This is a genomic window from Nocardia jejuensis NBRC 103114 (assembly GCF_001613145.1).
In the GTDB taxonomy this organism is placed as follows: Bacteria; Actinomycetota; Actinomycetes; order Mycobacteriales; family Mycobacteriaceae; genus Nocardia; species Nocardia jejuensis.
Window position 1 is genome coordinate 25,525 of sequence record NZ_BDBU01000032.1, and the last position, 21,778, is coordinate 47,302.

The 21,778-nt window shown below is 68.6% G+C and carries 25 protein-coding genes and 1 riboswitch; of the genes, 12 read left to right on the forward strand and 13 right to left on the reverse strand.

Annotation, left to right across the window (positions count from 1 at the left end):
• Positions 1-147: 147 nt before the first annotated feature.
• Positions 148-1,365: a sensor histidine kinase gene (locus NJ1_RS24965; protein ID WP_067698564.1), complete on the reverse strand. Its 1,218-nt coding sequence runs from the start codon at positions 1,363-1,365 to the stop codon at positions 148-150.
• Between the two features lie 126 nt (positions 1,366-1,491).
• Between NJ1_RS24965 and NJ1_RS24970 the strand changes: the two genes are divergently transcribed.
• Both NJ1_RS24970 and NJ1_RS24975 read left to right on the forward strand, forming a co-directional pair.
• Positions 1,492-2,451, forward strand: a complete 960-nt coding sequence (locus NJ1_RS24970) for an ABC transporter ATP-binding protein (RefSeq protein WP_084478780.1) — start codon at positions 1,492-1,494, stop codon at positions 2,449-2,451.
• Positions 2,448-3,296, forward strand: a complete 849-nt coding sequence (locus NJ1_RS24975; protein ID WP_067698566.1) for an ABC transporter permease subunit — start codon at positions 2,448-2,450, stop codon at positions 3,294-3,296. The genes NJ1_RS24970 and NJ1_RS24975 overlap by 4 nt, the downstream gene beginning before the upstream one ends.
• A gap of 120 nt (positions 3,297-3,416) precedes the next feature.
• On the opposite strand, the gene NJ1_RS24980 is transcribed toward NJ1_RS24975, so the two are convergent.
• A complete protein-coding gene (locus NJ1_RS24980; protein WP_084478782.1) occupies positions 3,417-4,049 on the reverse strand; it encodes a TetR/AcrR family transcriptional regulator in 633 nt (210 codons plus the stop codon).
• A gap of 105 nt (positions 4,050-4,154) precedes the next feature.
• Between NJ1_RS24980 and NJ1_RS24985 the strand changes: the two genes are divergently transcribed.
• The 4 genes from NJ1_RS24985 (at position 4,155) to NJ1_RS25000 (ending at position 6,171) form a co-directional block, all read left to right on the forward strand.
• A complete protein-coding gene (locus NJ1_RS24985; RefSeq protein ID WP_067698568.1) occupies positions 4,155-4,802 on the forward strand; it encodes an FMN-dependent NADH-azoreductase in 648 nt (215 codons plus the stop codon).
• 1 nt (position 4,803) lies between these two features.
• Complete coding sequence (locus NJ1_RS24990; RefSeq protein WP_067698570.1) at positions 4,804-5,124, forward strand: DMT family transporter; 321 nt, start codon at positions 4,804-4,806, stop codon at positions 5,122-5,124.
• A gap of 25 nt (positions 5,125-5,149) precedes the next feature.
• Entirely contained in the window at positions 5,150-5,596 is a 447-nt protein-coding gene (locus tag NJ1_RS24995; RefSeq protein WP_067698573.1) for an SRPBCC family protein, read from the forward strand.
• A gap of 131 nt (positions 5,597-5,727) precedes the next feature.
• Complete coding sequence (locus NJ1_RS25000; protein ID WP_067698575.1) at positions 5,728-6,171, forward strand: OsmC family peroxiredoxin; 444 nt, start codon at positions 5,728-5,730, stop codon at positions 6,169-6,171.
• 99 nt (positions 6,172-6,270) lie between these two features.
• On the opposite strand, the gene NJ1_RS25005 is transcribed toward NJ1_RS25000, so the two are convergent.
• From NJ1_RS25005 to NJ1_RS25015, 3 genes are all read right to left on the reverse strand, one after another.
• Positions 6,271-7,065 carry a CbtA family protein gene (locus tag NJ1_RS25005; protein WP_067698577.1) on the reverse strand — a complete coding sequence of 265 codons (795 nt, stop codon included), beginning with the start codon at positions 7,063-7,065 and terminating at the stop codon, positions 6,271-6,273.
• Positions 7,056-7,250, reverse strand: coding sequence for a CbtB domain-containing protein (locus NJ1_RS25010; RefSeq protein WP_067698579.1), 195 nt, complete (start codon positions 7,248-7,250; stop codon positions 7,056-7,058). The genes NJ1_RS25005 and NJ1_RS25010 overlap by 10 nt, the downstream gene beginning before the upstream one ends.
• A 29-nt stretch (positions 7,251-7,279) precedes the next feature.
• Positions 7,280-7,413: riboswitch (cobalamin riboswitch) on the reverse strand.
• 41 nt (positions 7,414-7,454) lie between these two features.
• Entirely contained in the window at positions 7,455-7,775 is a 321-nt protein-coding gene (locus NJ1_RS25015; RefSeq protein WP_067698581.1) for an antibiotic biosynthesis monooxygenase family protein, read from the reverse strand.
• Positions 7,776-7,847: 72 nt separating this feature from the next.
• Here NJ1_RS25015 and NJ1_RS25020 point away from each other — a divergent pair, with 72 nt between their 5' ends.
• From NJ1_RS25020 to NJ1_RS25030, 3 genes are all read left to right on the forward strand, one after another.
• On the forward strand, positions 7,848-8,630 hold the full coding sequence (locus tag NJ1_RS25020) for an alpha/beta fold hydrolase (protein WP_067698583.1): 783 nt from the start codon (positions 7,848-7,850) through the stop codon (positions 8,628-8,630).
• Positions 8,631-8,708: 78 nt separating this feature from the next.
• Positions 8,709-9,878 carry an acyl-CoA dehydrogenase family protein gene (locus NJ1_RS25025; RefSeq protein ID WP_067698585.1) on the forward strand — a complete coding sequence of 390 codons (1,170 nt, stop codon included), beginning with the start codon at positions 8,709-8,711 and terminating at the stop codon, positions 9,876-9,878.
• Positions 9,879-9,950: 72 nt separating this feature from the next.
• Positions 9,951-10,763 carry an enoyl-CoA hydratase/isomerase family protein gene (locus NJ1_RS25030; protein WP_067698587.1) on the forward strand — a complete coding sequence of 271 codons (813 nt, stop codon included), beginning with the start codon at positions 9,951-9,953 and terminating at the stop codon, positions 10,761-10,763.
• Between the two features lies 1 nt (position 10,764).
• On the opposite strand, the gene NJ1_RS25035 is transcribed toward NJ1_RS25030, so the two are convergent.
• The 6 genes from NJ1_RS25035 to NJ1_RS25060 form a co-directional block, all read right to left on the reverse strand.
• The gene (locus NJ1_RS25035) at positions 10,765-11,040 is read right to left on the reverse strand and encodes a DUF4190 domain-containing protein (protein ID WP_067698590.1); all 276 of its coding nucleotides are present in this window, start codon (positions 11,038-11,040) and stop codon (positions 10,765-10,767) included.
• A 301-nt stretch (positions 11,041-11,341) separates the two neighbouring features.
• Positions 11,342-12,325, reverse strand: a complete 984-nt coding sequence (gene rlmB / locus NJ1_RS25040; protein WP_067698592.1) for a 23S rRNA (guanosine(2251)-2'-O)-methyltransferase RlmB — start codon at positions 12,323-12,325, stop codon at positions 11,342-11,344.
• A gap of 145 nt (positions 12,326-12,470) precedes the next feature.
• Positions 12,471-13,871, reverse strand: a complete 1,401-nt coding sequence (gene cysS / locus NJ1_RS25045) for a cysteine--tRNA ligase (RefSeq protein ID WP_067698594.1) — start codon at positions 13,869-13,871, stop codon at positions 12,471-12,473.
• Positions 13,872-14,035: 164 nt separating this feature from the next.
• On the reverse strand, positions 14,036-14,503 hold the full coding sequence (gene ispF / locus NJ1_RS25050; RefSeq protein ID WP_067698815.1) for a 2-C-methyl-D-erythritol 2,4-cyclodiphosphate synthase: 468 nt from the start codon (positions 14,501-14,503) through the stop codon (positions 14,036-14,038).
• Between the two features lie 14 nt (positions 14,504-14,517).
• The gene (gene ispD, locus NJ1_RS25055; RefSeq protein WP_067698596.1) at positions 14,518-15,219 is read right to left on the reverse strand and encodes a 2-C-methyl-D-erythritol 4-phosphate cytidylyltransferase; all 702 of its coding nucleotides are present in this window, start codon (positions 15,217-15,219) and stop codon (positions 14,518-14,520) included.
• Positions 15,220-15,221: 2 nt separating this feature from the next.
• Entirely contained in the window at positions 15,222-15,710 is a 489-nt protein-coding gene (locus NJ1_RS25060; protein ID WP_067698598.1) for a CarD family transcriptional regulator, read from the reverse strand.
• Between the two features lie 531 nt (positions 15,711-16,241).
• Between NJ1_RS25060 and NJ1_RS25065 the strand changes: the two genes are divergently transcribed.
• The 3 genes from NJ1_RS25065 (at position 16,242) to disA (ending at position 19,789) form a co-directional block, all read left to right on the forward strand.
• A complete protein-coding gene (locus NJ1_RS25065; protein WP_084478807.1) occupies positions 16,242-16,907 on the forward strand; it encodes a copper chaperone PCu(A)C domain-containing protein in 666 nt (221 codons plus the stop codon).
• Positions 16,908-17,225: 318 nt separating this feature from the next.
• Positions 17,226-18,620, forward strand: coding sequence for a DNA repair protein RadA (gene radA / locus NJ1_RS25070; RefSeq protein ID WP_084478784.1), 1,395 nt, complete (start codon positions 17,226-17,228; stop codon positions 18,618-18,620).
• Positions 18,620-19,789, forward strand: coding sequence for a DNA integrity scanning diadenylate cyclase DisA (gene disA / locus NJ1_RS25075; protein WP_084478786.1), 1,170 nt, complete (start codon positions 18,620-18,622; stop codon positions 19,787-19,789). Before radA ends, disA begins: the two co-directional genes overlap by 1 nt.
• A gap of 221 nt (positions 19,790-20,010) precedes the next feature.
• Here the strand turns inward: disA and NJ1_RS25080 are convergent, their stop codons facing one another.
• Positions 20,011-20,679: a DUF4232 domain-containing protein gene (locus NJ1_RS25080; protein WP_067698602.1), complete on the reverse strand. Its 669-nt coding sequence runs from the start codon at positions 20,677-20,679 to the stop codon at positions 20,011-20,013.
• Positions 20,680-20,829: 150 nt separating this feature from the next.
• Positions 20,830-21,453 carry a carbonic anhydrase gene (locus NJ1_RS25085; RefSeq protein ID WP_067698821.1) on the reverse strand — a complete coding sequence of 208 codons (624 nt, stop codon included), beginning with the start codon at positions 21,451-21,453 and terminating at the stop codon, positions 20,830-20,832.
• Positions 21,454-21,778: the final 325 nt, after the last annotated feature.

Consider the following 21,778-nt stretch of genomic DNA (forward strand, 5'->3'; position numbering starts at 1 on the left):
GTCTTTCGGGCAGCGTGCGCTCCCACCTCGTGGCCACGCGGTCAGCCGAGCTGTCGAGCTGCGTGATCACGCAATCGGTCGGGGCGCTTTCGGACCCATACGCCACGCAATCTTTGGCCCCGAGCCCGATGCCGTCGAATCTCACGGCTACACAACCGGTTCCGGTAGTGAGAGGTGGGTGGGGAGTCGGGCTTTGACGCGGAATCCGCCGTCCGCCTTGGGCTCGGCGGACAGTTGTCCGCCGAGGGCTTGGGCGCGCTCGGTCATGCCGGTGATGCCGTGTCCGCCGGGGGCCGCCAGGGTCGGGGGTTGACCCGGGGGAGTGTTGTCGACGGTCAACTGCAGCCTGTCCTTCGCATAGTGCAGGGTGACAAGCACATTCGCGCCGGGGGCGTGCCGCACCACATTGGTGAGCGACTCGCGCACGATCCGCGCCGCCGCCACATCCACGACGGCGGGCAGCCGCTGCTGCCGCCCCGTCACCATGGTGTGCACGACCACGCCCGCCGCCCGGGCCGGGGCGGTGAGCCCGTCCAGATCGCTGATGCCGATGGTCGGTGCGACGGGGGCGGCGACGGTCGCGGTCCCGCCGCGAATCGAGCGCAGCAGCGCGTGCACCTCACCGAGCGCGTCCTTGCTGGCGGACTTGATGGCGGCCAGCGCGGTCGCGGCCTGCTCCGGCTTGCGGTCGATGAGTTCCAGTGCGACCGAGGACTGCACATTGATCATCGAGAGACTGTGCGCGAGAACATCATGCAGCTCGCGCGCGATCTCGAGCCGTTCCTCGCTGGCCCGCTGCTCACGCTGAGCGAGCTCCCGCGCCCGGTCGGCGTGATCGCGCTCGCGCTGCGCCTGCTCCCCGCGTCGCGCGGACTCCTCTTTCTGCCGCCGTGCCTGCGCGGCCGCTCGCCGCTGCCGGATGCCCTCGGCGATGGCGACCAGCACGACCAGCCAGGCCAGCAGTCCGAACTGCTGCCAGGTGTTCTGCTCGTAGTCCCGCCAGCCCGGCACCGGCCACACCATCAGCAGATACCCGATAACCACGAAAGGGTAGCTGTACCAGCGTGATCCGACGATTCCGGCGCCCAGGAAACCGGCGATCAGCGACAGGAAGATCGGCCCGTAGCCGTAGCCCGTCACGATGAACGCGGCGGCGGCCGCGAGCGTCACATAGAACACCGCGTGCGGGTACCGCCCGCGCATCAGCAGCGCCACCGGCCCGGCCGCGAGCAATAGGTATCCGAGCAGGTCCAGCCCCCGCATCCCGGTCTGATGCTCGTTGGCCAGGGTCCCCACACCGAGTTGAATCGTGGCGATCACCAGCGCGAGCAGCACATCCCACCATCGTGCCGCACTACTTCCCATAGCTGCACGGTAGCGCCGCAACACCCTTCTCGGCACTGTCCGACGCGGAAATACGTCCAGATACGTACACCGGAACGCGCTGCTCGGCGGATGTTTCCCCGTCGGTCGGAGCGGATCGTTGACCTCATGAACCAAGCAGGGATCCACGGCCGCGAAACAGCCGTCGCCGCGCCGGATGCCGCTGCGGCCGAGCCGGATACGGTCGTCCGCACCACCGGGCTGACCAAGCGCTACGGCTCCCATACCGCCGTGGACGCCGTGGGCATGAGCGTCCGTCGCGGCGAGATCTACGGTTTCCTCGGCCCCAACGGCGCGGGCAAGACCACCACGCTGCGCATGCTGGTGGGCCTGATCCGCCCGACCGCCGGTACCGCGACGGTCCTGGGACATCCTCCAGGTGACCGGAAAGCTCTGCGCCGCATCGGCATTCTCATCGAGGGCCCCGGTTTCTATCCGTACCTGTCCGGCCGGGACAACCTGCGCGTGCTGGCCCGCTACCGGGGCGTCGGCCGCGAGGAGGTGGAGCGCGCCCTGAACCGTGTCGCGCTCGGTTCGCGCGGCGAGGACAGGTTCCGCACCTACTCCCTCGGTATGAAGCAGCGCCTGGGTGTCGCCGCCGCCCTGCTCGGCGGGCCAGACCTGCTGATTCTCGACGAGCCCACGAACGGCCTGGACCCGGCGGGCATGGCCGAGATGCGCGAGCTCATCACCGGACTCGCCGCCGACGGGCACACCGTCGTGCTGTCCAGTCACCTGCTCAGCGAAGTGCAGGAGATCTGTGATCGCGTCGGCGTCATCTCCGCGGGAGCGCTGCTGACCGAGTCCACCGTGCGCGAATTGCGCGGCGCGGCCGCGTTGTTCGTTCGCGCCGATCCGCTGGAACCGGCCTTCCGGGCGGTGTGCGGGGTGGTCGGCGATCGGTCCGCGCAGCTCACCGCCACCGGCATCAGAGTCGATGCCGGTGTGGCGAAGGCGCCTGCGGTGGCTCGCGCGGTGATCGAGTCGGGTGCGGACCTGCTGGAGCTGCGCAGCGACGAAAAGTCCCTGGAGGAAGTCTTTTTCGAGATGACGGAGCAACCGACATGACCGACCTGATCGCCAGTACCCGCGCCGAACTGCTGCGCCTGCGCAAGTGGCCGGCGTTCTGGATCGTGCTCGGGACGTGGATCCTGTTGAATCTCACGTTCGCCTACCTGTTCAACTATCTGGCCTATTCGACCGGCAGCAGTTCGCGAATGTCGAACGGACTGCCGCGCGAGGCCCTGCTGCGGCAGATGCTCCCGGCGGCGGTCCCGGAGGTCTTCACCCAGGGCATGGCCATGTTCGGCGGTGCGCTCATGCTGGTGCTCGGCGCGCTCGCGGTGGGCAGCGGGTACGGCTGGGGAACCTGGAAAACCGTTCTCACCCAGGGTCCTTCGCGCACGGCGGCGATCGGTGCGGTGGTGCTGAGCCTCGCGGTGACCGTATTCGCCCTGGTGGTGGTCGCCTTCACGGTCGACACCGGCGTGGCGGCCCTCATAGGCGGAACCCAAGGACAATCCCTGGCGCTGCCGTCGATGAATCGCATTCTGCTCGGAATACTCTCGGGCACAGCCATTCTGGGTATGTGGACCTTGGCGGGCGCACTGATCGGCGCGCTCGCCAGGGGCCCGGCCCTCGCGGTCGGATTGGGTGTGGTCTGGGTGCTGGTGGTGGAGAACCTGCTGCGCGGGGTGGCCGGAATCTTCTCGCCCATCCAGGCGATCACCGACCACCTGCCCGGCACGGCGGCCGGATCGCTGGCAGGGTCCCTGCGCACCGTGGACGGTCCGGCCACGCCCGGAGTGCTGACCATCCTCGGGCGCGGCGAATCCCTGCTGGTCCTGGCCGTCTATCTCGCGGTATTCGCGGGCGGCACGGTGTGGCTGATCCGGCGCAGGGACATGATCTGAGAATCCCGCCGGTCGAGCGCCGATCGTCGACAGATTTCTGTTGCGGTCGGCGCTCGAGGGTGCAGGAGACGGATCGCTCGGGAGCCGGTAACGCAGGCGGCTATCGGAGTCCGCGAGTGGTCAGGACTCGCGTCCCGGTCCCAGCATCCGATGCGCGAGCCTGGCAAGCCCGCCGGTGATCGCGTCCGGGGTCAGCCCGCGCTCCCGTTGACGCAGATACACCTCGGCGGCCAACGGCGCCAGCAGCGTGTCCACCAGTGAATCCGGTTCCGGCACAGCGGCTTCGGTCAGCAGCGACCGCACATGCACCGCCCAGAACTGATACGCCCCGGTGCGGAACCGGGTGCCCCCGGTTTCGGCTCCGAGCACCAGATGCGCGTGGGTGTCGAGAAGTTCGATCATGGCGGCGTAGAACGCGGCGAGCCGCTCGGCGGGTGGTGCGCCGGGACCCAGCGGCGGTTGCCCGCCCAGCAGCTTCTCCTGCAGCGCCCGCTCGTGTTCGTCCAGCAGCGCGACCGCGATGGACGCGACATCCGGGTACCGGCGATACAGCGTCCCGCGCCCGACGCCCGCGGCCTTGGCGACATCGTCCATGGTGATCGCGCGCGGATCTCGCCCGGCGAACAACTCCGCCGCCGCCGCGAGCACCTTGGCTCGATTGCGCGCCGCGTCCGCCCGCTCGGACGGTGCGCCGCTCGCTGATCCGGCGTCCGGGGCCGCCGAGTCGAACAGGGGTCGGCCGACAAGATCCATGCAGCTCACTGTAGTCACCGGACGGTAAGTGGACAAACTGTCCGTTTACCTCGTACCGTGGAACCGTCAAACGGACACACTGTCCACTTGAATGGAGACTCGCTCATGACCGCCCTGCTGCACCTCGACGCCAGTGCCCGCCGTAACTCCGTCAGCCGCGAACTCGGCGCCGCCTTCGCCGAGTCCTGGCGCGCCCAGCACCCCGGCGGCGCCTACGCGCACCTGGACCTGTCGGCCGATCCGATCCCGTTCATCGGCGAGGGCTGGACACAACTGTGCGATCGAGTGCTCGCTCACGGCAGCACCGATCTCGATCACCTCGCCGAACTGGCGAATTCACCTGAGCAGCAGCGGGCCTGGGCCGTCGTGGAACCGCTGCTGGCCGAGGTTCGCGCCGCCGACGTCGTCCTGATCGGCACCCCGATGTACAACTACTCGATCCCCGCATCCCTCAAGGCCTGGCTGGACCAGATCACCTTCCCGCGAATGTCGCTGGCGCCCAGGCGATTCGTGGTCGTCACCGCGCGCGGCGGTTCCTACGCCCCGGGTGCGCCGAAGGCTGCCTACGACTACCAGGAGCGCTTCCTGCGGGACTTCTTCGCCGGCCACTTCGCGGTCCAGGACTCGGTGTTCGTCAATGCGGAACTGGTGAACTCCCGCCACGATCCCGTTCTCGCGCACCTGCGCGAGCGGCATGAACAGTCCTACGCCGCCGCACTCGCGCAGGCCCGCCGACTCGGTAAGGAGTACTGAGATGGCCTGGCTGATACTGATTTTGGCCGGTGCGGTGGAGATCGCCTGGTCGCAGTCCATCAAACCGACGGAGGGTTTCACCAAGCCGCTGGCGACGCTCGTGTGCTTCGCGCTGGCCGCCGTGGCGGTGTACCTGCTCTCGTATTCGATGAAGACCCTGCCCGTCGGCACCGCCTACGCGGTGTTCACGGGTATCGGCGCGGTGGGCGCGATCGGCCTGGGCGTGGCGGTGCAGAAGGATCCGATGAGCGTGGGCCGCGCGCTGGCGCTGGCGCTGATCGTCGGCGGCATCGTGCTGGCGCGGGTCACCGATCCGGAGTGATTCGGGACGAGTATCGTGCTCGCGCATGGACGTAGCGCCGATCCGGCCTCCCGACCTCTCCACGCGGCCATTCTCGCTGGTCGCCGAGCGCATCATGACCGCCTCGCCCGATGAGCTCTACCTCATGTGCACCCGCCAGCTCGGCCGCTGGTTCGCCGATCCCGGCTCGGTGCTGTCCCGCCCCGCGGTGAACGAGCCCTTCTTCTTCACCGCGGGCGGCGGCCACCCCCATTACGGCCGCTTCCTGCGCCTGATCCCCGACCGCCTGGTCGAACTGACCTGGGTCACCGGCGAAGGCGGCACCGAGGGCGCGGAAACCGTACTCACCGTGCGACTCTCACAGCACGGCGCGGGCACCGCCCTCGTGCTCACCCACGCCGGTTTCGCGACCGCGGCGGCTCGCGACCGCCACGAGGAATCCTGGCCCACCATCCTCGAGCAACTCGATCTGCGCGCCACCACCCTCGTCTGACCCCGGCCCGCCTCGAATCGGAGGGCGGGGCCCGAGAACTTTCCCGGAGGTTCGGGGCGAAGCCCGGGAGAGTCCGGCGAGTTCGACTACCTTCGGGCGGGTAAGTCTTTCGATCCCTTGAAAGGACAGTGATGCCTACACGTACCGCGCGCACCGCTTGGACCGGCGGCCTGCAGGACGGCTCCGGTCAGGTCGAGCTGGTCAGCTCCGGTGTCGGCAAGTACGACGTGTCGTTCCCCAAGCGGGCGGCCGACAATGCGGACGGCACCACCAGCCCGGAAGAGCTGATCGCCGCCGCGCACTCCTCCTGCTACGCCATGGCGCTCTCGGCCGAGGTGGCCCGGCTCGGCGGTACCCCGCAGAGCCTGGACGTCAACGCCGATGTGACGTTGAGCCCCGATCCGGCCGGCGGCTTCCGCATCGCCAAGATCAAGCTGACCGTCGTCGGCCGCGCCGCGGGCATCGATGCCGACGGCTTCGCCGAGGCCGCCGCCGCGGCGAAGGCGGGCTGCCCGATCTCCAAGGCGCTCACCGGTGTCGACACCATCGAGTTGGACGCCACCTTCGAGGCCTGAGTTCGAAACGGAAAATGGGCGGTGCCGAAATTCGGCACCGCCCATTCCCCGTCTTGCGTGGTTACGCCCTCATCAGCCGCAATCACGCGTCGGCCGCGATTACGCCTTGGCCGGTTCGACCGCCCGCGTTGTGCGCGAGGCGAATTCGGTCAGCGCCGCGAAACCGAGTCCGAGCGCCAGCCACAGCGTGCCGGTCTCGGCCAGCGAGGTCGCCCGGAACTGCCACAGCAGGGTCGCGGGGAAGTCGGCCTTCACCTCGTTGATGCCCGGCAGCAGGATGTACCCGGCGGCCGCGATGATCAGGAATACCGCGACTCCGCCGATCAGGCGAATCGTGTCCAGCTGACCGCGCAGCGCCTTGTAGACGTACACGCCCGCGCCCACGGCCGCGAAGCCGAGCAGTACGGCCGCGACCCACAACCAGGTGCGCTCGTTGATGGTGTCCGGTTCGCCCACCGCCGGTGGGTTGGCCGGATATTTGAAGAACGGCACCGCGACGATGGCGAGCCAGCCTCCGGCCGCGAGTCCCAGCGCCAGCTTGGGTCCCGAGAGCGTGGTGTACCGGCGCGCGACATTGAGTGCGGTGGCGAAGATGGCTCCGATGGCCAGGCCGTACAGGCCCAGTGCCAGGAATTGACCGGCCTTCTGGCCGTCGCGGCTCACGAGGGGTGCTTCCTCGTCGCCGTGCGAATGCCCGCCCGCGGCGGGAGCTTCCGCGGCCTCGGCCGCCTGGCTGTTCGCTTCCTCGATCGAGATCGCGGCATCGATCTTGGGTTCACCGATGAAGAAGCCCACCGACGCGGCCAGCAGACCGGCGATGAGGCCGGCCAGCAGGCCACGTAGGAGGAGCGTCTTCAGCGAACCCGTCAGAGAAGGGGATTCGCTCAGTGGCATGGGACACCCAGCAGGTGACGTCCGTCGTGCATGAGCTCGTGCATGTACATGCCGCTGCGCGAGATCGCGCCCTGATCGAAGCCGACCAGGTACAGCGTGAGCAATGCCAGAAGTACGACACCGGCGGAGATGAGCAGCGCGGTCAGCGCGCTGTCGGTCCCACTGGGGTTGTGAACGATGGCCATGGAAGCCTCCTAGGGATTTCGCGTCCCCGTCGAAACGGATCGCGACGGTGCCGGTGTCTGGCTCTCCCGGCACTGGGCCCGCAGGCTCGGTGCATGGAAACAGTGGCGCGACCGCCCCGGACTCTCACCGGGTTACCGCGTCACCGTCGCTACTTGCATCTCGAACTGTGACATCCCCGTCGGCCGCTCGTCAACCGGGGGTGATCAGGCGTTCTTGCCCTGAACGTCCAGGACGACCTCGAATTCGAGCAGGGACGCACCGGTGGAGACGGGCTTGCGCGCCTCGCCGCCCTCTCCCGCGTGGGCGGCCCGTGCCGGCCCGTCCCGCCAGGCCTCGAAGGATTCCTCCGAATCCCACTGTGTGACAACGAAGTACCGCTTGTCACCGGCGACCGGGCGCAGCAGCTGGAAACCCAGGAACCCGGGGGAGTTCTCCACGGCGTGTGCCCGCGCGGCGAAGCGCTTCTCCAGTTCGGGGCCCGCTGCCTCGGGGACCTCGATTGCATTGATCTTGACGACTGCCATGCGGACGAGGCTACGCCGCGGTGGAGCGGGGGCATCGTCCGAATGTGGGCTTCGCACCCATACATTGGGGGTGTGTTGTACGACGAAGGCGGCAGCGGAGTCCCGATCCTGCTGCTGCACGGTTTGATGGGCAGTGCGCGCACCTGGCGATCCCAGCTGGACTGGCTGCGCGAGTTCGGGCACGTGTACACCTTCGACGCCGCGGGCCACGGCCGCCCGCTGCCGGAGCATTGGCGCACCGATTCCCCCGGCGCCGCGCCGTACCGTTTCAGCACCGAGGACTTCGTCGCGGACCTGCACGGGCAGATCCGGACGGTGATCGACGAGCCGATGGTGGTGATCGGGCACTCCATGGGCGGCCTGCACGGGCTGACGCTCACCGCCGCGCATCCGGAACTGGTGCGTGCGCTCGTGGTCGAGGACATCGCCCCGGACTTTCGCGGCCGGACGGCCGACGACTGGGCCGCGGTGATTTCCGCGTGGCCGCAGCCGTTCCCGGACGAGGCCGCCGTGCTGGAGTTCTTCGGACCGGTGGCGGGACGCTACTTCCTCGATTCCTTCGTGCACGGCCCCGACGGCTATCGGCTGCACGGTGAGGTCGAGATCTTCCGGCTGATCTCCGAGGAGTGGGGCTCCCGTGATTTCTGGGACGAGTGGAAGGTCGTGACCGTGCCCGCGCTGCTGCTGGAAGGCGAGTACACCATCACCCCGCCGGGCCAGATGGCAGAGATGGCACGTGTGCACCCGATGGCCCGGCATGTGGTGATCTCCGGGGCCGGACACCTCGTGCACGATGACCAACCGGCCGCCTACCGGGCCGAAGTCGAGGATTTCCTGCGCCGCGTCCTCGTTTGATGGCGGGTGCCTTCAGTCCCGGCGGGCGGTCGTCGTATGCTCGGCACGCACGCCCTCCGGAATGATTGGTGACCACCGATGATCGACTTTTCGATTCCCGCCGAACTCGCCGCCGAACGTGATCGGGTCCGCCAGTTCGTCATCGACAAGATCGTCCCCTTCGAGCGTGACCCGCGGCTGACCGCGCACGGCCCGAACGACGAAATGCGCCAGGAAATGGTCGAATTGGCGCGCGCGGAGAAGCTGCTGACCATCCAGGCTCCCGTGGAGCTGGGCGGACGCGGGCTGACCCACGTCGAGCAGGCCGTGCTGTACGAGGCCGCCGGCTGGTCCACCCTCGGCCCGGTCGCGATGAACTGCGCCGCCCCCGACGAGGGCAATATGTTCCTGCTCTCCAAGGTCGCGAACCAGGAGCAGGCCGAGCGCTACCTGCAGCCGCTGATCGACGGCCACCAGCGTTCGGTGTTCGCCATGACCGAGCCGAACGGCGCGGGCTCGGACCCGAACCAGCTCGCCACCGAGGCCACCTTCGACGGCGAGAACTTCACCATCAGCGGCCGCAAATGGCTGATCACCGGCGCGGACGGCGCGAAGGTGTGGATCATCATGGCCCGTCTGACCGACAACCCGCACCTGCCCTCGGGCCCGACGCTGTTCCTCACCGACGGCGATCAGCCCGGCATCGTCATCGAGCGCATCATGAACACGATGGACCGCAATTACGTCGGCGGCCATGCGGTGGTGAACTTCGAGAACCTGGTGCTGCCCAAGGAGTCCGTGCTCGGCGAGACCGGTCAGGCCCTGCGGTACGCGCAGCTGCGACTGGCCCCGGCCCGCCTCACCCACTGCATGCGCTGGCTGGGCGCGGGCGAGCGCGTGCAGTCCATCGCGATCGACTACGCCAAGACCCGCACCGCCTTCGGCAAGCCGATCGGCGAGCACGAGGGCGTGTCGTTCATGTTGGCGGACAACGAGATCGCGCTGCACCAGTGCCGCCTCACCATCTGGCACGCCTGCTGGCTGATGGATCAGGGCGAGAAGGCGCGGCACGAGAGCTCGATCGCCAAGTCCTTCGTCTCGGAGGAACTGTTCAAGGTCACCGACCGCGCCGTGCAGGTGCTGGGCGGCATCGGCATCAGCGACGAGACCGTGGTGGAGATGATCTTCCGCGATATGCGCGCCTTCCGGCTCTACGACGGACCCACCGAGGTGCACAAGTACGCCATCGGCCGCAAGATCCTGCGCTGACGAGCAACTTTTATTCGCCGAACGAACAGGCATTCGGGCACGGCGTCCCCGGGTTGACTAGGATTCGTGCGCATGAGTTCGGAATTGCAGGTCGACGTTTCCGGTGGGGTCGCGGTGCTCACGCTCAACCGGCCCGCCCAGCAGAATGCGCTCACTCCGGCGATGGCGTCGGAACTCGGTGCGGCGCTACGCCGCTGCGATACCGACGACGCCATCGGCGCGGTCGTCATCACCGGCACCCCGCCCGCGTTCTGCGCGGGCGCGGACCTGTCGATGAAGGTGGGCGAGGTGAACGGGCTCATCGATCCTGCGCCGTTCAAGATTCGTAAGCCGGTCATCGCGGCGGTGAACGGGCATGCGGTCGGCATCGGCCTGGAGATCGCGCTGCAGTGCGATCTGCGCTATGTGGCGCGCGATGCGGTGTACGCGCTCAACCAGGTGCGCCGCGGCGCCCTCGCGGACGGGTACGCGCACTGGACGCTGCCCCGCCTGATCGGCAGCGCCAATGCCGCCGACCTCCTGCTCACCGGCCGCACCTTCGATGGTGACGAGGCCAAGTCGCTCGGCATCGCCAATGCCTGCCTCTACGCGAGCGAGGTGCTCCCGACCGCGCTGGAGGTCGCGCACGACATCGCGCAGGGCTCCGCGCCGCTGCCGGTGGCGCTGTCCAAGCGCCTGCTGTGGGAGGCGCCCACCATGTCCCCGGAAACCGTCGGGCGCCTGGAAACCGAGCTCAACGACTACGTCGCCAAGAGTTCCGACGGTGGTGAGGGAGTCGCCGCGCTGAAGGACCGCCGCTCGCCCAAGTGGAGCGGCAGCGTCAGCACCGAGTGGCCGGCCTGGGACGCGGTCACCGAGGGCGAACGCCGCCCCGGACTCGACTGAGCTAGCCGCCGCTGATCATCAGGAACACGGCCAGGATCGCCATGCAGATCATCAGGATCGTGCCGACGATTCCGAGCCCGTAGCCGACCACGGCCTGCACCCGGCCGCCGTAGGCGCCGCCGGACGCGTCGATCTCGTTGAGGGCTCGCCGGCCCAGCACCCAGGCCACCGGCCCCAGAATGCCGCAGCAGAACACGCTCAGCGCCCCGAGTAGCAGCACCGCCGTCGCATGCTCGTGCTCGACGGGGGAGCCGATGGGCTGCTCAGGGATGACCACCGCTCGATTTTACGTTCGAAACGTCCCCGTCGGCAGGCTGACGCGCGGACTCCGGGCGCGCCGTCTCGTGCGCCACGGTCGAAATGGTCGCTCTACCTGCGCTATCGCCCGGCATTGCGCGCCCGAAAACACGAAACGCGCCGACGCTGTCGGATAGCGTTGGCGCGCAATCGCATTCGAACTCGTGATGTGGTGGCGTCGCTTCGGAACGGCAACGCCCGCAATGCTTCTCGACCGCGGGGTGCGGGCACCAGCCCGGACCGCCGCCGATCGTTCGATCGGCGCGCGTATCGGGTCCCGCTCAGCCGCGCCGCTGGCGGGCGACCTCGGCCAGCACCACACCCGCCGCGACCGAGGCGTTCAGCGACTCGACCGGTCCCGCCATCGGGATGCTCAGGATGCTGTCGCAGGTTTCGCGCACCAGGCGCGAGAGGCCCTTGCCCTCGGAGCCCACCACGATGACAGTCGGTGTGCTGCCGTCGAATTCGTCGAGGGTGGTGTCCCCGCCCGCGTCGAGGCCGATGATCTGGTAGCCCTTGGCGGCCCAATCCTTCAGCGTGCGAGTCAGATTGGTGGCACGGGCGACGGGCAGTCGAGCCGCCGCACCCGCGCTGGTGCGCCATGCGACCGCGGTGATGCTGGCGCTGCGGCGCTGCGGGATGACCACGCCGTGCCCGCCGAACGCCGCCACCGAGCGCACGACCGCGCCCAGGTTGCGAGGATCGGTGATGTTGTCGAGCGCGACCAGCAACGCCGGCTCGGATGCGGCGCGCGCCCGCTCGACCAGATCGTCCGGATGCGCGTAGCGGTACGCGGGCACCTGCAGGGCCAGGCCCTGGTGCATGCCGTTGCTGCTCATCTTGTCCAGGTCGGTGCGCGGCAGTTCGAGGATGGAGATGCCGGTGTCGGCGGCGATCTTCACGGCCTCGGTGAGCCGTTCGTCGTTCTCGGTGCCGACGGCGACGTACAGCGCGGTCGCCGGAACCCCGGCGCGCAGGCACTCCACGACCGGGTTGCGACCGAGCACCAACTCCGGACCGTCGCCGTCCTTGCGCCCGGCGATCGGACGCCCGGCATTGCGCGAACGTGTGGTGGCGGCGGCGTTCTCGGCCTTCGCCTTGGCCCGGGCCTTCTTGGCCGCCGGGTGGTAGCTGCGCTCCGAGGCGGGCGGGGTGGCGCCCTTGGCCTCGAGCCCGCGCCTGCGCACACCGCCGGAACCGACGGTCTGCCCCTTCTTGGTGCCCGTCTTGCGCGTCGCGCCGCGGCGCTGCGAATTGCCTGCCATTACTTCGCCTTCCGTGTCATGAGAGGACCCAGCACCCGTCCGGCCGCGTGGATCTCATGCGGCCGGGCGATCATGCGGGACGCCCGCATCCGGTCGGCGCAGCGAACGGCTGCGCCTGAGTTGCCCCTGCTCTCGTCGGGGACGCTCACCGTTTTTCCTTGGTGAGCGACCATTCCGGTCCATTGGGAGTATCTGTGACTTCGACGCCGGCAGCCTTGAGCCGGTCGCGTACCGCGTCGGCCCCGGCCCAGTCCTTGGCGGCCCGGGCTTCCTGGCGGCGCTGCAGTTCCGCGTTGATGAGCACGTCCAGCGCGTCCATCGCGGAGGAGGAGTCGGCGGGCGCGGCCCAGCGCGGATCGAGCGGGTCGACCCCGAGGATGGCGAGCATGGCCCGTACCTGACCGGCCAGCGTGCGCGCGCCCTCCAGATCGCCGGACTCCACGGCCTTGTTGCCCTCGTGCACGAGCCGGTGAATCTCGGCCAGCGCCTTGGGAACTCCGAGATCGTCGTTCAGCGCGGCCGCGAAGCCCTCGGTCCACTCGCCGACCGGGATCTCGCCCGCCCGCTCGGCCACGCGCAGCAGGAATCCCTCGAGCCGCTGGTACGAGGCGGCGGCCTCGGTGAGCGCCTGATCGGAGTACTCGAGCATCGAGCGGTAGTGCGCGCTGCCCAGGTAGAAGCGCAGCTCGACGGCGCGCACCCCGACCCGTTCGAGCACGTTCGGGATCGAGAGCACATTGCCCAGCGATTTGGACATCTTCTCGCCGGCCATGGTCACCCAGCCGTTGTGCAGCCAGTAGCGGGCGAACCCGTCTCCGGCCGCACGCGATTGCGCGATCTCGTTCTCGTGGTGCGGGAAGATCAGATCCATTCCGCCGCAATGGATATCGAAATCGGGTCCGAGATAGTACTCGGCCATGGCGGAGCATTCCAGATGCCAGCCCGGACGGCCCGGACCCCACGGCGACGGCCAGCTGGGCTCGCCCGGCTTGGCGGCCTTCCACATGGTGAAGTCGAGCGGGTCCTTCTTGCCCATCCCGGCGGTCTCGCCCTGGTGCACGTCATCGAGCTTGTGCCCGGACAGCTTGCCGTAGTCGGGGTAGCTGCGGACGTCGAAGTAGACGTTGCCCTCGGAGGGGTACGCGTGCCCGCGGTCGATGAGTCGCTGCATCATCTCGACCATCTGCGTGATGGTTCCGGTGGCGCGCGGCTCGTACGAGGGCGGCAGCACCCCGAGCGTCTCGTAGGCGCGATCGAAGGCGCGCTCGTGCGTGAGCGCCCACTCCCACCACGGCCGGCCGGCGTCGGCGGCCTTGTTCAGAATCTTGTCGTCGATATCGGTGACATTGCGAATGAAGGCCACGTCGAATCCATTGGCGCCGAGCCAGCGTCGCAGCACGTCGAAGGCCACGCCGCTGCGCACGTGTCCGATGTGGGGTTCGCCCTGCACCGTCGCGCCACACAGGTACACCGATGCATGGCCGGGGACCAGCGGAGTGAAATCACGCAGGGTCCGCGTCTCGGTGTCGAAAAGGCGCAGAGTCACGACCAGCCATCCTAGCTGTTGGTTTGTGGCGGATTACGGGCGGATACGGCCTGCGGTCCGGCCGTACGACAGGTAATCGTGCGCGAGCCGTGTTCGTGTCGCGGATTCAGCCCCGGCGGTGCGGATTCAGTCCCGACAACACGGGCGATTCACCGCACGTGTCTTCAGGAACGACAACACAGCAGCGCGGAGGCGATCGCCGCCACGCCTTCACCGCGGCCGGTGAGTCCCAGCCCGTCGGTGGTGGTACCGGATACCGAAATCGGTGCGCCGAGGATTTCTCCGAGCGTGTTTTGCGCTTCGGCGCGTCGGGGACCGATCTTGGGCCGATTACCGATTACTTGTACAGCCGCATTGACAATCTGGAAGCCCGCGTCGTCCAGCAGACGGCGAACCTCCTTCAACATGGCCGCCCCCGACACGCCTTCCCACTCCGGACGGCCGGTGCCGAAGACCGCGCCCACATCGCCGAGACCGGCGGCGGACAGCAGCGCGTCGCACAGCGCGTGGGCGGCGACGTCGCCGTCCGAGTGGCCCGCGCACCCGCTCTCACCCTCGAACGAAAGGCCCGCCATCCAGCATGGACGTCCGGGTTCGATGGGGTGGACATCGCTGCCGATGCCGGTGCGCAGGGCGGTCGGGTCGATCATGCGCGCACCGACTCCTGCGGGTCCATGAGCGCTTCGGCGAGCATCAGATCGAGCGGAGTGGTGATCTTGAAAGCCAGGGGAGAGCCGGGCAGCGTCTTGACGGCCGTGCCCATGAGTTCCACCAGGCTCGCGTCGTCGGTCGCCTCGATGCCGATGGCATAGGCGTCGCGAAGCAGGTCGGCGTCGAAACCCTGCGGTGTCTGCACAGCGCGCAGGGTCGAGCGGATCAGGGTGCCGGTCACCGTGCCCGCGTCGTTCACGGACTTGATGGTGTCGGTCACCGGCAGTGCGGGCACCACGGCTTTCACGCCGGAGCGCAGCTCGGCGACGACCCGGGAGACGAGCGACGGCGGCGTCAGGGCACGAGCCGCGTCGTGGACGAGGATGAAGGAGGCGTCGCGGGCGGCGCGAAGGCCGGCCCGGACCGAGTCGGTGCGCTCTGCTCCACCGGGTACGACGGTGACGGGGACATCGGTCCCGTCCAGAAGATCGCGGGTCTCGTCGACGAGCTCGGCGGGCACCATAACCACAACCTCGTCGACCGCCCCGGAGGCGATCAGTCCGTCCACAGCCAGTACGAGCATGGGACTGCCGCCAACCGGGACGAAAGCCTTCGGCATGTTTTCACCGAGACGTACGCCCTGGCCGGCGGCAGGCACCAGCGCAACGACACGGCCTTCGCCGTGCGAATTATTCACTGTCAGGAAGCCGCTGCGAGAACCTCGTCGAGCAGGGTGTCGGCCCGAACATCGTCGGTACCCTCCGCGAGCGCGAGCTCGCCGACGAGGATCTGACGTGCCTTGGCGAGCATGCGCTTCTCGCCGGCGGACAGGCCGCGGTCCTGCTCACGGCGCCAGAGGTCACGAACAACCTCGGCCACCTTGTTGACGTCTCCCGAAGCGAGCTTTTCCAGGTTCGCCTTGTAGCGGCGAGACCAGTTGGTCGGCTCCTCGGTGTGGGGAGCGCGGAGTACCTGGAAGACTTTGTCCAAGCCCTCCTGGCCGACGACGTCGCGGACGCCGACATACTCTGCGTTCTCTGCGGGAACTCGAACGGTCAGGTCGCCTTGTGCAACCTTCAGGACCAGATACTCCTTTTGCACACCCTTGATGGTGCGGTTTTCGATAGCTTCGATCAACGCCGCTCCGTGGTGGGGGTAAACGACGGTGTCTCCGACCTTAAAAATCATGTGTCCCGTGCCCCTTTCGATGTTCACAGTTTAACATGCGACTCGGTAACGGCGCGATCAACGACGCAGGTCAGGGCCACAACGAGGCGGCGGCGGGGGTTGACAGAACGCGAATCGTGTGCATCTTGTTGTGGCATAACGGGATACCGCGCAGTGTCGTCCGAACGCATATGCCAACGCGCAGATGACATACGCGAGTGCGCGCCCCCGTGAATTCGGCAATGGGGCAATGAGAAGAACTCGCGAATCTCTGTCGCGGATGACCTTGAAACACCCCTCGCGCGACACGGCGTCACTTGCGCACATGAGATCGTTTCACTCGAACGCGCCGGAACGAGTCACTCGAGTACTCCGCGGCCACTCCCGCATCGTGGCGGCGGCCCGCTTCGTCGCGGTGTCGCTCGCCCGCTTCGCCGTCGTGACACTCGCCCGTCCGACCGTGCCCGCGTGTGTGGCGCGCGGAGGGAAGCATTACTCTTCTTGACTACTACTCTCCATAGTGGAGTTGAGCCGGTCGACATGGAGGACCCCGTGACTGCCCTGAAAGCCACCACAGCGTCGAAGGCGCGACGGCGTGCCGTGACAGTTGCTGCTCTCGCCGCGGGCGCGGTGCTGGCCCTGTCGGGATGCGGCGCCGGTCAGATCTCGCAGACCGCCGCGCAGACCGCGGCGGTCAACGGAAACCATGCCGACGTCGGCAAGATCGCGCTGCGCGACGTGCGCTTCCTGCTGCCCCAGGGCGAGGAGTACAACAACGCCAAGGGCGGCAAGGCCGTGCTGGCCTTCAGCGCCGCGAATCTCGGTGAAGCCAAGGCGGACAACCTGGTCGGCATCACCACCGATCTGGGCCAGGTGAAGATCGACGGCAAGGCCGAGATCAAGCCGCAGTCCACCCTGGTCGCCGATCTGAGCACCAAGAGCGCCGCCAAGACCGACGAGCACGGCGCGTCGGCGGCCCCGGACGCGCACGGCGCGCCCGCCGAGGCGGCCTCGGACAAGGTCACCGATCCCGATGCCAAGCCGCTGCTGGTCGAGGTCACCGGCCTGACCAAGGACGTCACCCCGGGCCTGACCTACCAGGTCACCTTCATCTTCAAGGACAACGGCACCGTCGCGGTCAACGTCCCGGTCGACGCCGGGCCGGACAACCCGCGCCCCGAGCCGGTCAACAACGAGGAGAAGAAGTCCGGCCACTGAACCGGCTTCACCCCGAACACCGAAACGCCGCACCCCCTTCGCAATTCGAGGCGGGTGCGGCGTTCTTCGTACCCGGTCCGGGTGCGGCCGCGGTCGAGTCGCGAGGGTAGAGCCAGGCGGGCTAGCTGCTCGGCGGCGTAGCGCGCCGGAGGGCCCACATGCCCGAGGTGCCCGATCCCTGCGAAGGCGATCGCACCGTCCGGAAGGGGCGGGGAAGAGGGGGCGCGCGGGTGAGCCGCAGGGCGCGCGGAGCGGCCCGGTGCGGGCCCGGCGGCGCGGGTTGCGAGCCCTGTCGGCCCCGCTGACTAGGCTGCCCGCGTGGCCAAGGTGAAATCGATGTATCGCTGCGCGGACTGCGCATACGAGGTCGCCAAGTGGGTGGGCCGCTGCCCCTCGTGCTCGGGCTGGGGGACCATCGCGGAGGCCGCCATGGCCTCGCCCGTCGCGGCGACCGGGCGGCGCGCCATGCTGCCGAGCACGGCGGCGACGCCGATCTCCAGCGTGGACGCCAACTTCACGCAGTCCCGCTCGACCGGCGTCTCGGAGCTCGACCGGGTGCTGGGCGGGGGCATCATCCCGGGGTCGGTCGTGTTGCTGTCCGGCGAGCCCGGGGTCGGCAAATCGACCCTGCTGCTCGAGGTCGCGCACCGCTGGGCGCGCTCGCGCGACGAGATCGCGCTGTACGTGACCGCCGAGGAATCCGCGGGCCAGGTGCGCCTGCGCGCGGACCGGACCGGCGCGGTGCACGAAAAGGTCTATCTCGCGGCCGAATCCGATCTCGCCACCATCCTCGGCCATGTCGAACAGGTGCGCCCGACCCTGCTGGTGGTCGACTCGGTGCAGACCATGCTGGCCGGCGATGTGGACGGCGTGATCGGCGGCGTCACCCAGGTGCGCTCGGTGACCGCGGCGCTCACCACGCTCGCCAAGTCCAGCGGGATCGCGGTGCTGCTGGTCGGACACGTCACCAAGGACGGCGCGGTGGCCGGTCCGCGCACACTCGAGCACCTGGTGGACGTGGTGCTGCACTTCGAGGGCGACAAGCACACCTCCCTGCGCATGGTGCGCGGCGTCAAGAACCGGTTCGGCAGCACCGACGAGGTGGGCTGCTTCGAGATGCGCGAGGCCGGGATCCACTGCGTGGACGACCCGTCCGGCCTGTTTCTGCATCACCGCGACAGCGCGGTGCCCGGCACCGCTGTCACCGTCGCCATGGACGGCAAGCGGCCGATGCTGGGCGAGGTGCAGGGTCTGACCGTGGACACCTCGGTGCCCGCGCCGCGGCGTGCGGTGAGCGGTCTGGACTACAACCGCGTTTCCATGGTCCTGGCCGTGCTGCAGAGCCGCTGCGGGGTCTATGTGGGCAAGCAGGACGTCTACGCCGCCACGGTGGGCGGCATGCGCCTCATCGAGCCGGCGGCGGATCTGGCTGTGGCCCTTGCCATCGCGAGCGCCAGTCAGGACCGGGCCCTGCCCAGTCGCATGGTGGTGCTCGGTGAGGTCGGCCTGGCGGGGGAGGTGCGCCAGGTCACGGGGCTCTCGCGCCGGCTCGCGGAGGCGGAGCGGCTCGGCTTCACCGAGGCGCTGGTGCCCCCGGGTGTGGAGCGCGTGAGCCGCGGTATGAAGCTGCGCGAGGTCTCCGATCTCGGTGCGGCCCTGGCGATCACCGGTCTGCGTCCCCGGCGCCGGGACCGCGCGGCGGCGGGCGAGTGATGGCGGCGCGCGGACAGCGCGAGAAATGGCTGGGCCGGATCGGCCGTTCCGGAGTGGTCGCCGGGCGCGATCTCGATATCGGCGATTCCGAAATCGTCGGGGCGCAGGACAATTCACCGAATCCGGTGCCGGAGGTGATCGCGCGGCTGGTGCCCGGAACGCAATTGCGGGACGGAATCGATCGCATTCTGCGTGCGGGCAGTGGCGGTCTGGTGGTGCTCGGTTACGACGAACGAGTGGAACGACTGTGCGACGGCGGATTCGAATTGGATGTCGAATTCTCACCGACCCGGTTGCGTGAATTGTCGAAAATGGATGGGGCCGTGGTTCTTTCCACCGACGGTTCCCGAATCGTGCGCGCCAATGTGCATCTGGTTCCCGATCCGGGATTGCCGACGGTGGAATCGGGGACGCGGCACAAGGCGGCCGAACGCACCGCCCGGCAAACCGGTTATCCGATCGTTTCGGTGAGCAGTTCCACCGGTCTGGTCACCGTGTACGTGAACGGTGAGCGGTATCCGGTGCAGGATTCCTCGGCCATCCTCTCGCGGGCGAATCAGGCCATGGCGACGTTGCAGCGCTATCGATTCCGGCTCGACGAGCTGACCCGCCGCCTGTCCGGGCTGGAGATCGAGGACTTCGCGACGCTGCGCGACGTGCTCACGGTGATGCACTGCCTGGAGCTCATGCGGCGCACCGCGGGCGGGATCGAGCGGGATGTGCTGGAACTGGGGGTGGACGGCCGTCAGATCGCCCTGCAGCTGACCGAACAGGTGGTGGACACCGACAATCTGCGCCGACTGCTGGTGCGCGACTACGTGGTCGGTGAGGTGGTGGGGGAGGCGCAGGTGGATCGGGCGCTGGCCCGGCTGGACGCGCTCGCGGACAACGATCTGCTCGAACTGGCGAATCTCGCTCCCGCGCTGGGCCGTCCGGCCACCCTGGAGTCGCTGGACACCGCGGTCGGCCCGCGCGGCTATCGCCTGCTGGCCCAGATCCCGCGGGTGCCGTTCCGGAAGGTGGAACCCCTGATCGACGCCTTCGGCACGCTCCGGGCGCTGCTGGGGGCCGAGCAGACCGAACTGGAGGCGGTCGAGGGGATGAATGCCCAACTGGCGGGCCGGATCCGCGAGGGGCTGGCGCGGATCGGCGAGCACGGCTACGCCTGAACCCCTCGGGGCGCGGCCGAACCGGGCCCCCTGCGACCGGACAGGGCCGGGGCACAGGTAGTGTGCCCCGGCCCCGCACGTATCGCGAGTGCTGGAATCAGGCGGGTGTCGAACTGCCTGGATCAGGCGGTGTCGAAACAGCCTGGATCAGGCGGTGTCGAACGAGCCTGGATCAGGCGGTGTCGAACGAGCCTGGATCAGGCGGTGTCGAACAGCCCGGATCAGGCGATGTTGAACGGCTCCGGGGCGCTGCGCACCGAACCGAGTTGAGCGACAACGGTGTACGGCCCCGCGGGCACCGCCACCCGGTCACCGGCGCACTGGGGCTGCGAGGTGGCCCCGGACCAGGTCACGGTGAACGCGGCCTGCTGGCCCGGATTCAGTGCGCGGACATCGGGTGTGCCGTCCGGGTAGCAGTCGGTGCTGGACCAGAGCCGGCGCTGCCCGTCGAGGGATTGCACCGAGACCAGCTGCAGCCCCGAGCCCATGTCGCGCTCGCAGGTAGAGCTGGAGATATTGGTGATGACGATGCCGAACACCGGCTGCTCACCGGTCTTGTAGGTGGGCTGTCCGACGTTCACCTTCACGGCCAGGGACTGGTCGGGGCATTGGCCCTGTGCGGCCGCGGGCGCGGCGCTGCCGCCCGAGGCGGACGGCTTGGCCGACGCCGACGCCGAGTCCGGTGCGCCGGAGGAACTTCCGGAGGGTTTGGTGGTCGCGGACGTGGAGGTGGCGCCCTTGGCGTCGGCCTTGGGATCGTCACCGCCTCCGCGCAGCAGCGCGAAGCCCACCCACAGCACTATCGCGAGCGCGACCACGATCGCGCCGATCGCGAGCGCGCGACGGCGCCAGTAGATTTCCGGCGGCAGCGGTCCATTCGGTTCCAGCACGCCCCAACGGTAAGGGCACCGTCTCTCGCATCCCCGGCAGGGTCTCGGCGTGTCGGCGGTGAAACGGCATACGAGGCAGGTAGATTTCGCCGCTTCTCGAACCCGCCCAGCTCAGCGCCGAGAACCCTGGTCACCGGGATGTGCTCGCGGTCAGGCCACTTCGCCGATATTGCCGATGACCCGCTTGAGCCGGATCTCGCCCTCGCCCAGGTTGTAGGTGACGCAGGCGATGGCGCACTCGCCGGTCGCCACGGCCTGGGAAATGATCATGGAACGCTGCATGAGCAGGCGCGCGGTCTCCTCGACGTGCCGGGCTTCGAGCTCGTCGACCGAGCTGAGACCCTCGCGGCGGCCGAGCAGAATGGACGGGGTGACGCGTTCGACGACGCTGCGGATGAAGCCGCCGGGCACATTGCCGTTGTCGAGCGCGTCGATGGTGGCCGAGACCGCGCCGCAGGAGTCGTGGCCGAGCACCACGATCAGCGGAACCTTCAGCACGTGCACGCCGTACTCGATGGAGCCCAGCACCGAGCTGTCCACGACGTGACCGGCGGTGCGGACCACGAACATCTCGCCCAGGCCCTGGTCGAAGATGATCTCGGCGGCCACGCGCGAGTCGCCGCAGCCGAAGAGAATGGCGTGCGGCTGCTGCCCGCCGACGAGCTTCGCGCGGTCGGCGATTCCCTGGCTAGGGTGCTGCAATGCGCCGTTGACGAAGCGCTCGTTGCCCTCACGCAGGGCTTTCCATGCACTGATCGGGTTGGAATGCGGCATGTGTCCCATTTTCCATAGCCCTTCGGTTACCGGCGAGTCCATAAAGTTACGGTCGGGCAAAGACGATCTGGCGACAGGGCGTCGCGGGCGGTGAGAGTGCTCGCGTGCGGGTGCGCCGATGCCTTGCCCGAGCGTGCGTCGTGCTGCGGACGGTGGTGCCGTGCGGATGGTGTCGATCCGAGGATGGCCCGCCCGTCGGCTGTTGTCCCGACAATCGGGGAGGGTCGTCCTGCGAACGGGTTGTCGATGCGTGGACGGGGTTTCGGGCGGCCTCGCACCAATAGCGTTCGGGTATGTCGGCGCGACTCGATAGCATCGCGCGTGA

Coding starts and splice junctions, on each gene's coding strand:
- NJ1_RS24965 (WP_067698564.1), bottom strand. CDS start 1,365: ATGGGAAGTAGTGCGGCACGATGGTGGGATGTGCTGCTCGCGCTGGTG.
- NJ1_RS24970 (WP_084478780.1), top strand. CDS start 1,492: ATGAACCAAGCAGGGATCCACGGCCGCGAAACAGCCGTCGCCGCGCCG.
- NJ1_RS24975 (WP_067698566.1), top strand. CDS start 2,448: ATGACCGACCTGATCGCCAGTACCCGCGCCGAACTGCTGCGCCTGCGC.
- NJ1_RS24980 (WP_084478782.1), bottom strand. CDS start 4,049: ATGGATCTTGTCGGCCGACCCCTGTTCGACTCGGCGGCCCCGGACGCC.
- NJ1_RS24985 (WP_067698568.1), top strand. CDS start 4,155: ATGACCGCCCTGCTGCACCTCGACGCCAGTGCCCGCCGTAACTCCGTC.
- NJ1_RS24990 (WP_067698570.1), top strand. CDS start 4,804: ATGGCCTGGCTGATACTGATTTTGGCCGGTGCGGTGGAGATCGCCTGG.
- NJ1_RS24995 (WP_067698573.1), top strand. CDS start 5,150: ATGGACGTAGCGCCGATCCGGCCTCCCGACCTCTCCACGCGGCCATTC.
- NJ1_RS25000 (WP_067698575.1), top strand. CDS start 5,728: ATGCCTACACGTACCGCGCGCACCGCTTGGACCGGCGGCCTGCAGGAC.
- NJ1_RS25005 (WP_067698577.1), bottom strand. CDS start 7,065: ATGCCACTGAGCGAATCCCCTTCTCTGACGGGTTCGCTGAAGACGCTC.
- NJ1_RS25010 (WP_067698579.1), bottom strand. CDS start 7,250: ATGGCCATCGTTCACAACCCCAGTGGGACCGACAGCGCGCTGACCGCG.
- NJ1_RS25015 (WP_067698581.1), bottom strand. CDS start 7,775: ATGGCAGTCGTCAAGATCAATGCAATCGAGGTCCCCGAGGCAGCGGGC.
- NJ1_RS25025 (WP_067698585.1), top strand. CDS start 8,709: ATGATCGACTTTTCGATTCCCGCCGAACTCGCCGCCGAACGTGATCGG.
- NJ1_RS25030 (WP_067698587.1), top strand. CDS start 9,951: ATGAGTTCGGAATTGCAGGTCGACGTTTCCGGTGGGGTCGCGGTGCTC.
- rlmB (WP_067698592.1), bottom strand. CDS start 12,325: ATGGCAGGCAATTCGCAGCGCCGCGGCGCGACGCGCAAGACGGGCACC.
- NJ1_RS25060 (WP_067698598.1), bottom strand. CDS start 15,710: ATGATTTTTAAGGTCGGAGACACCGTCGTTTACCCCCACCACGGAGCG.
- disA (WP_084478786.1), top strand. CDS start 18,620: ATGGCGGCGCGCGGACAGCGCGAGAAATGGCTGGGCCGGATCGGCCGT.
- NJ1_RS25085 (WP_067698821.1), bottom strand. CDS start 21,453: ATGCCGCATTCCAACCCGATCAGTGCATGGAAAGCCCTGCGTGAGGGC.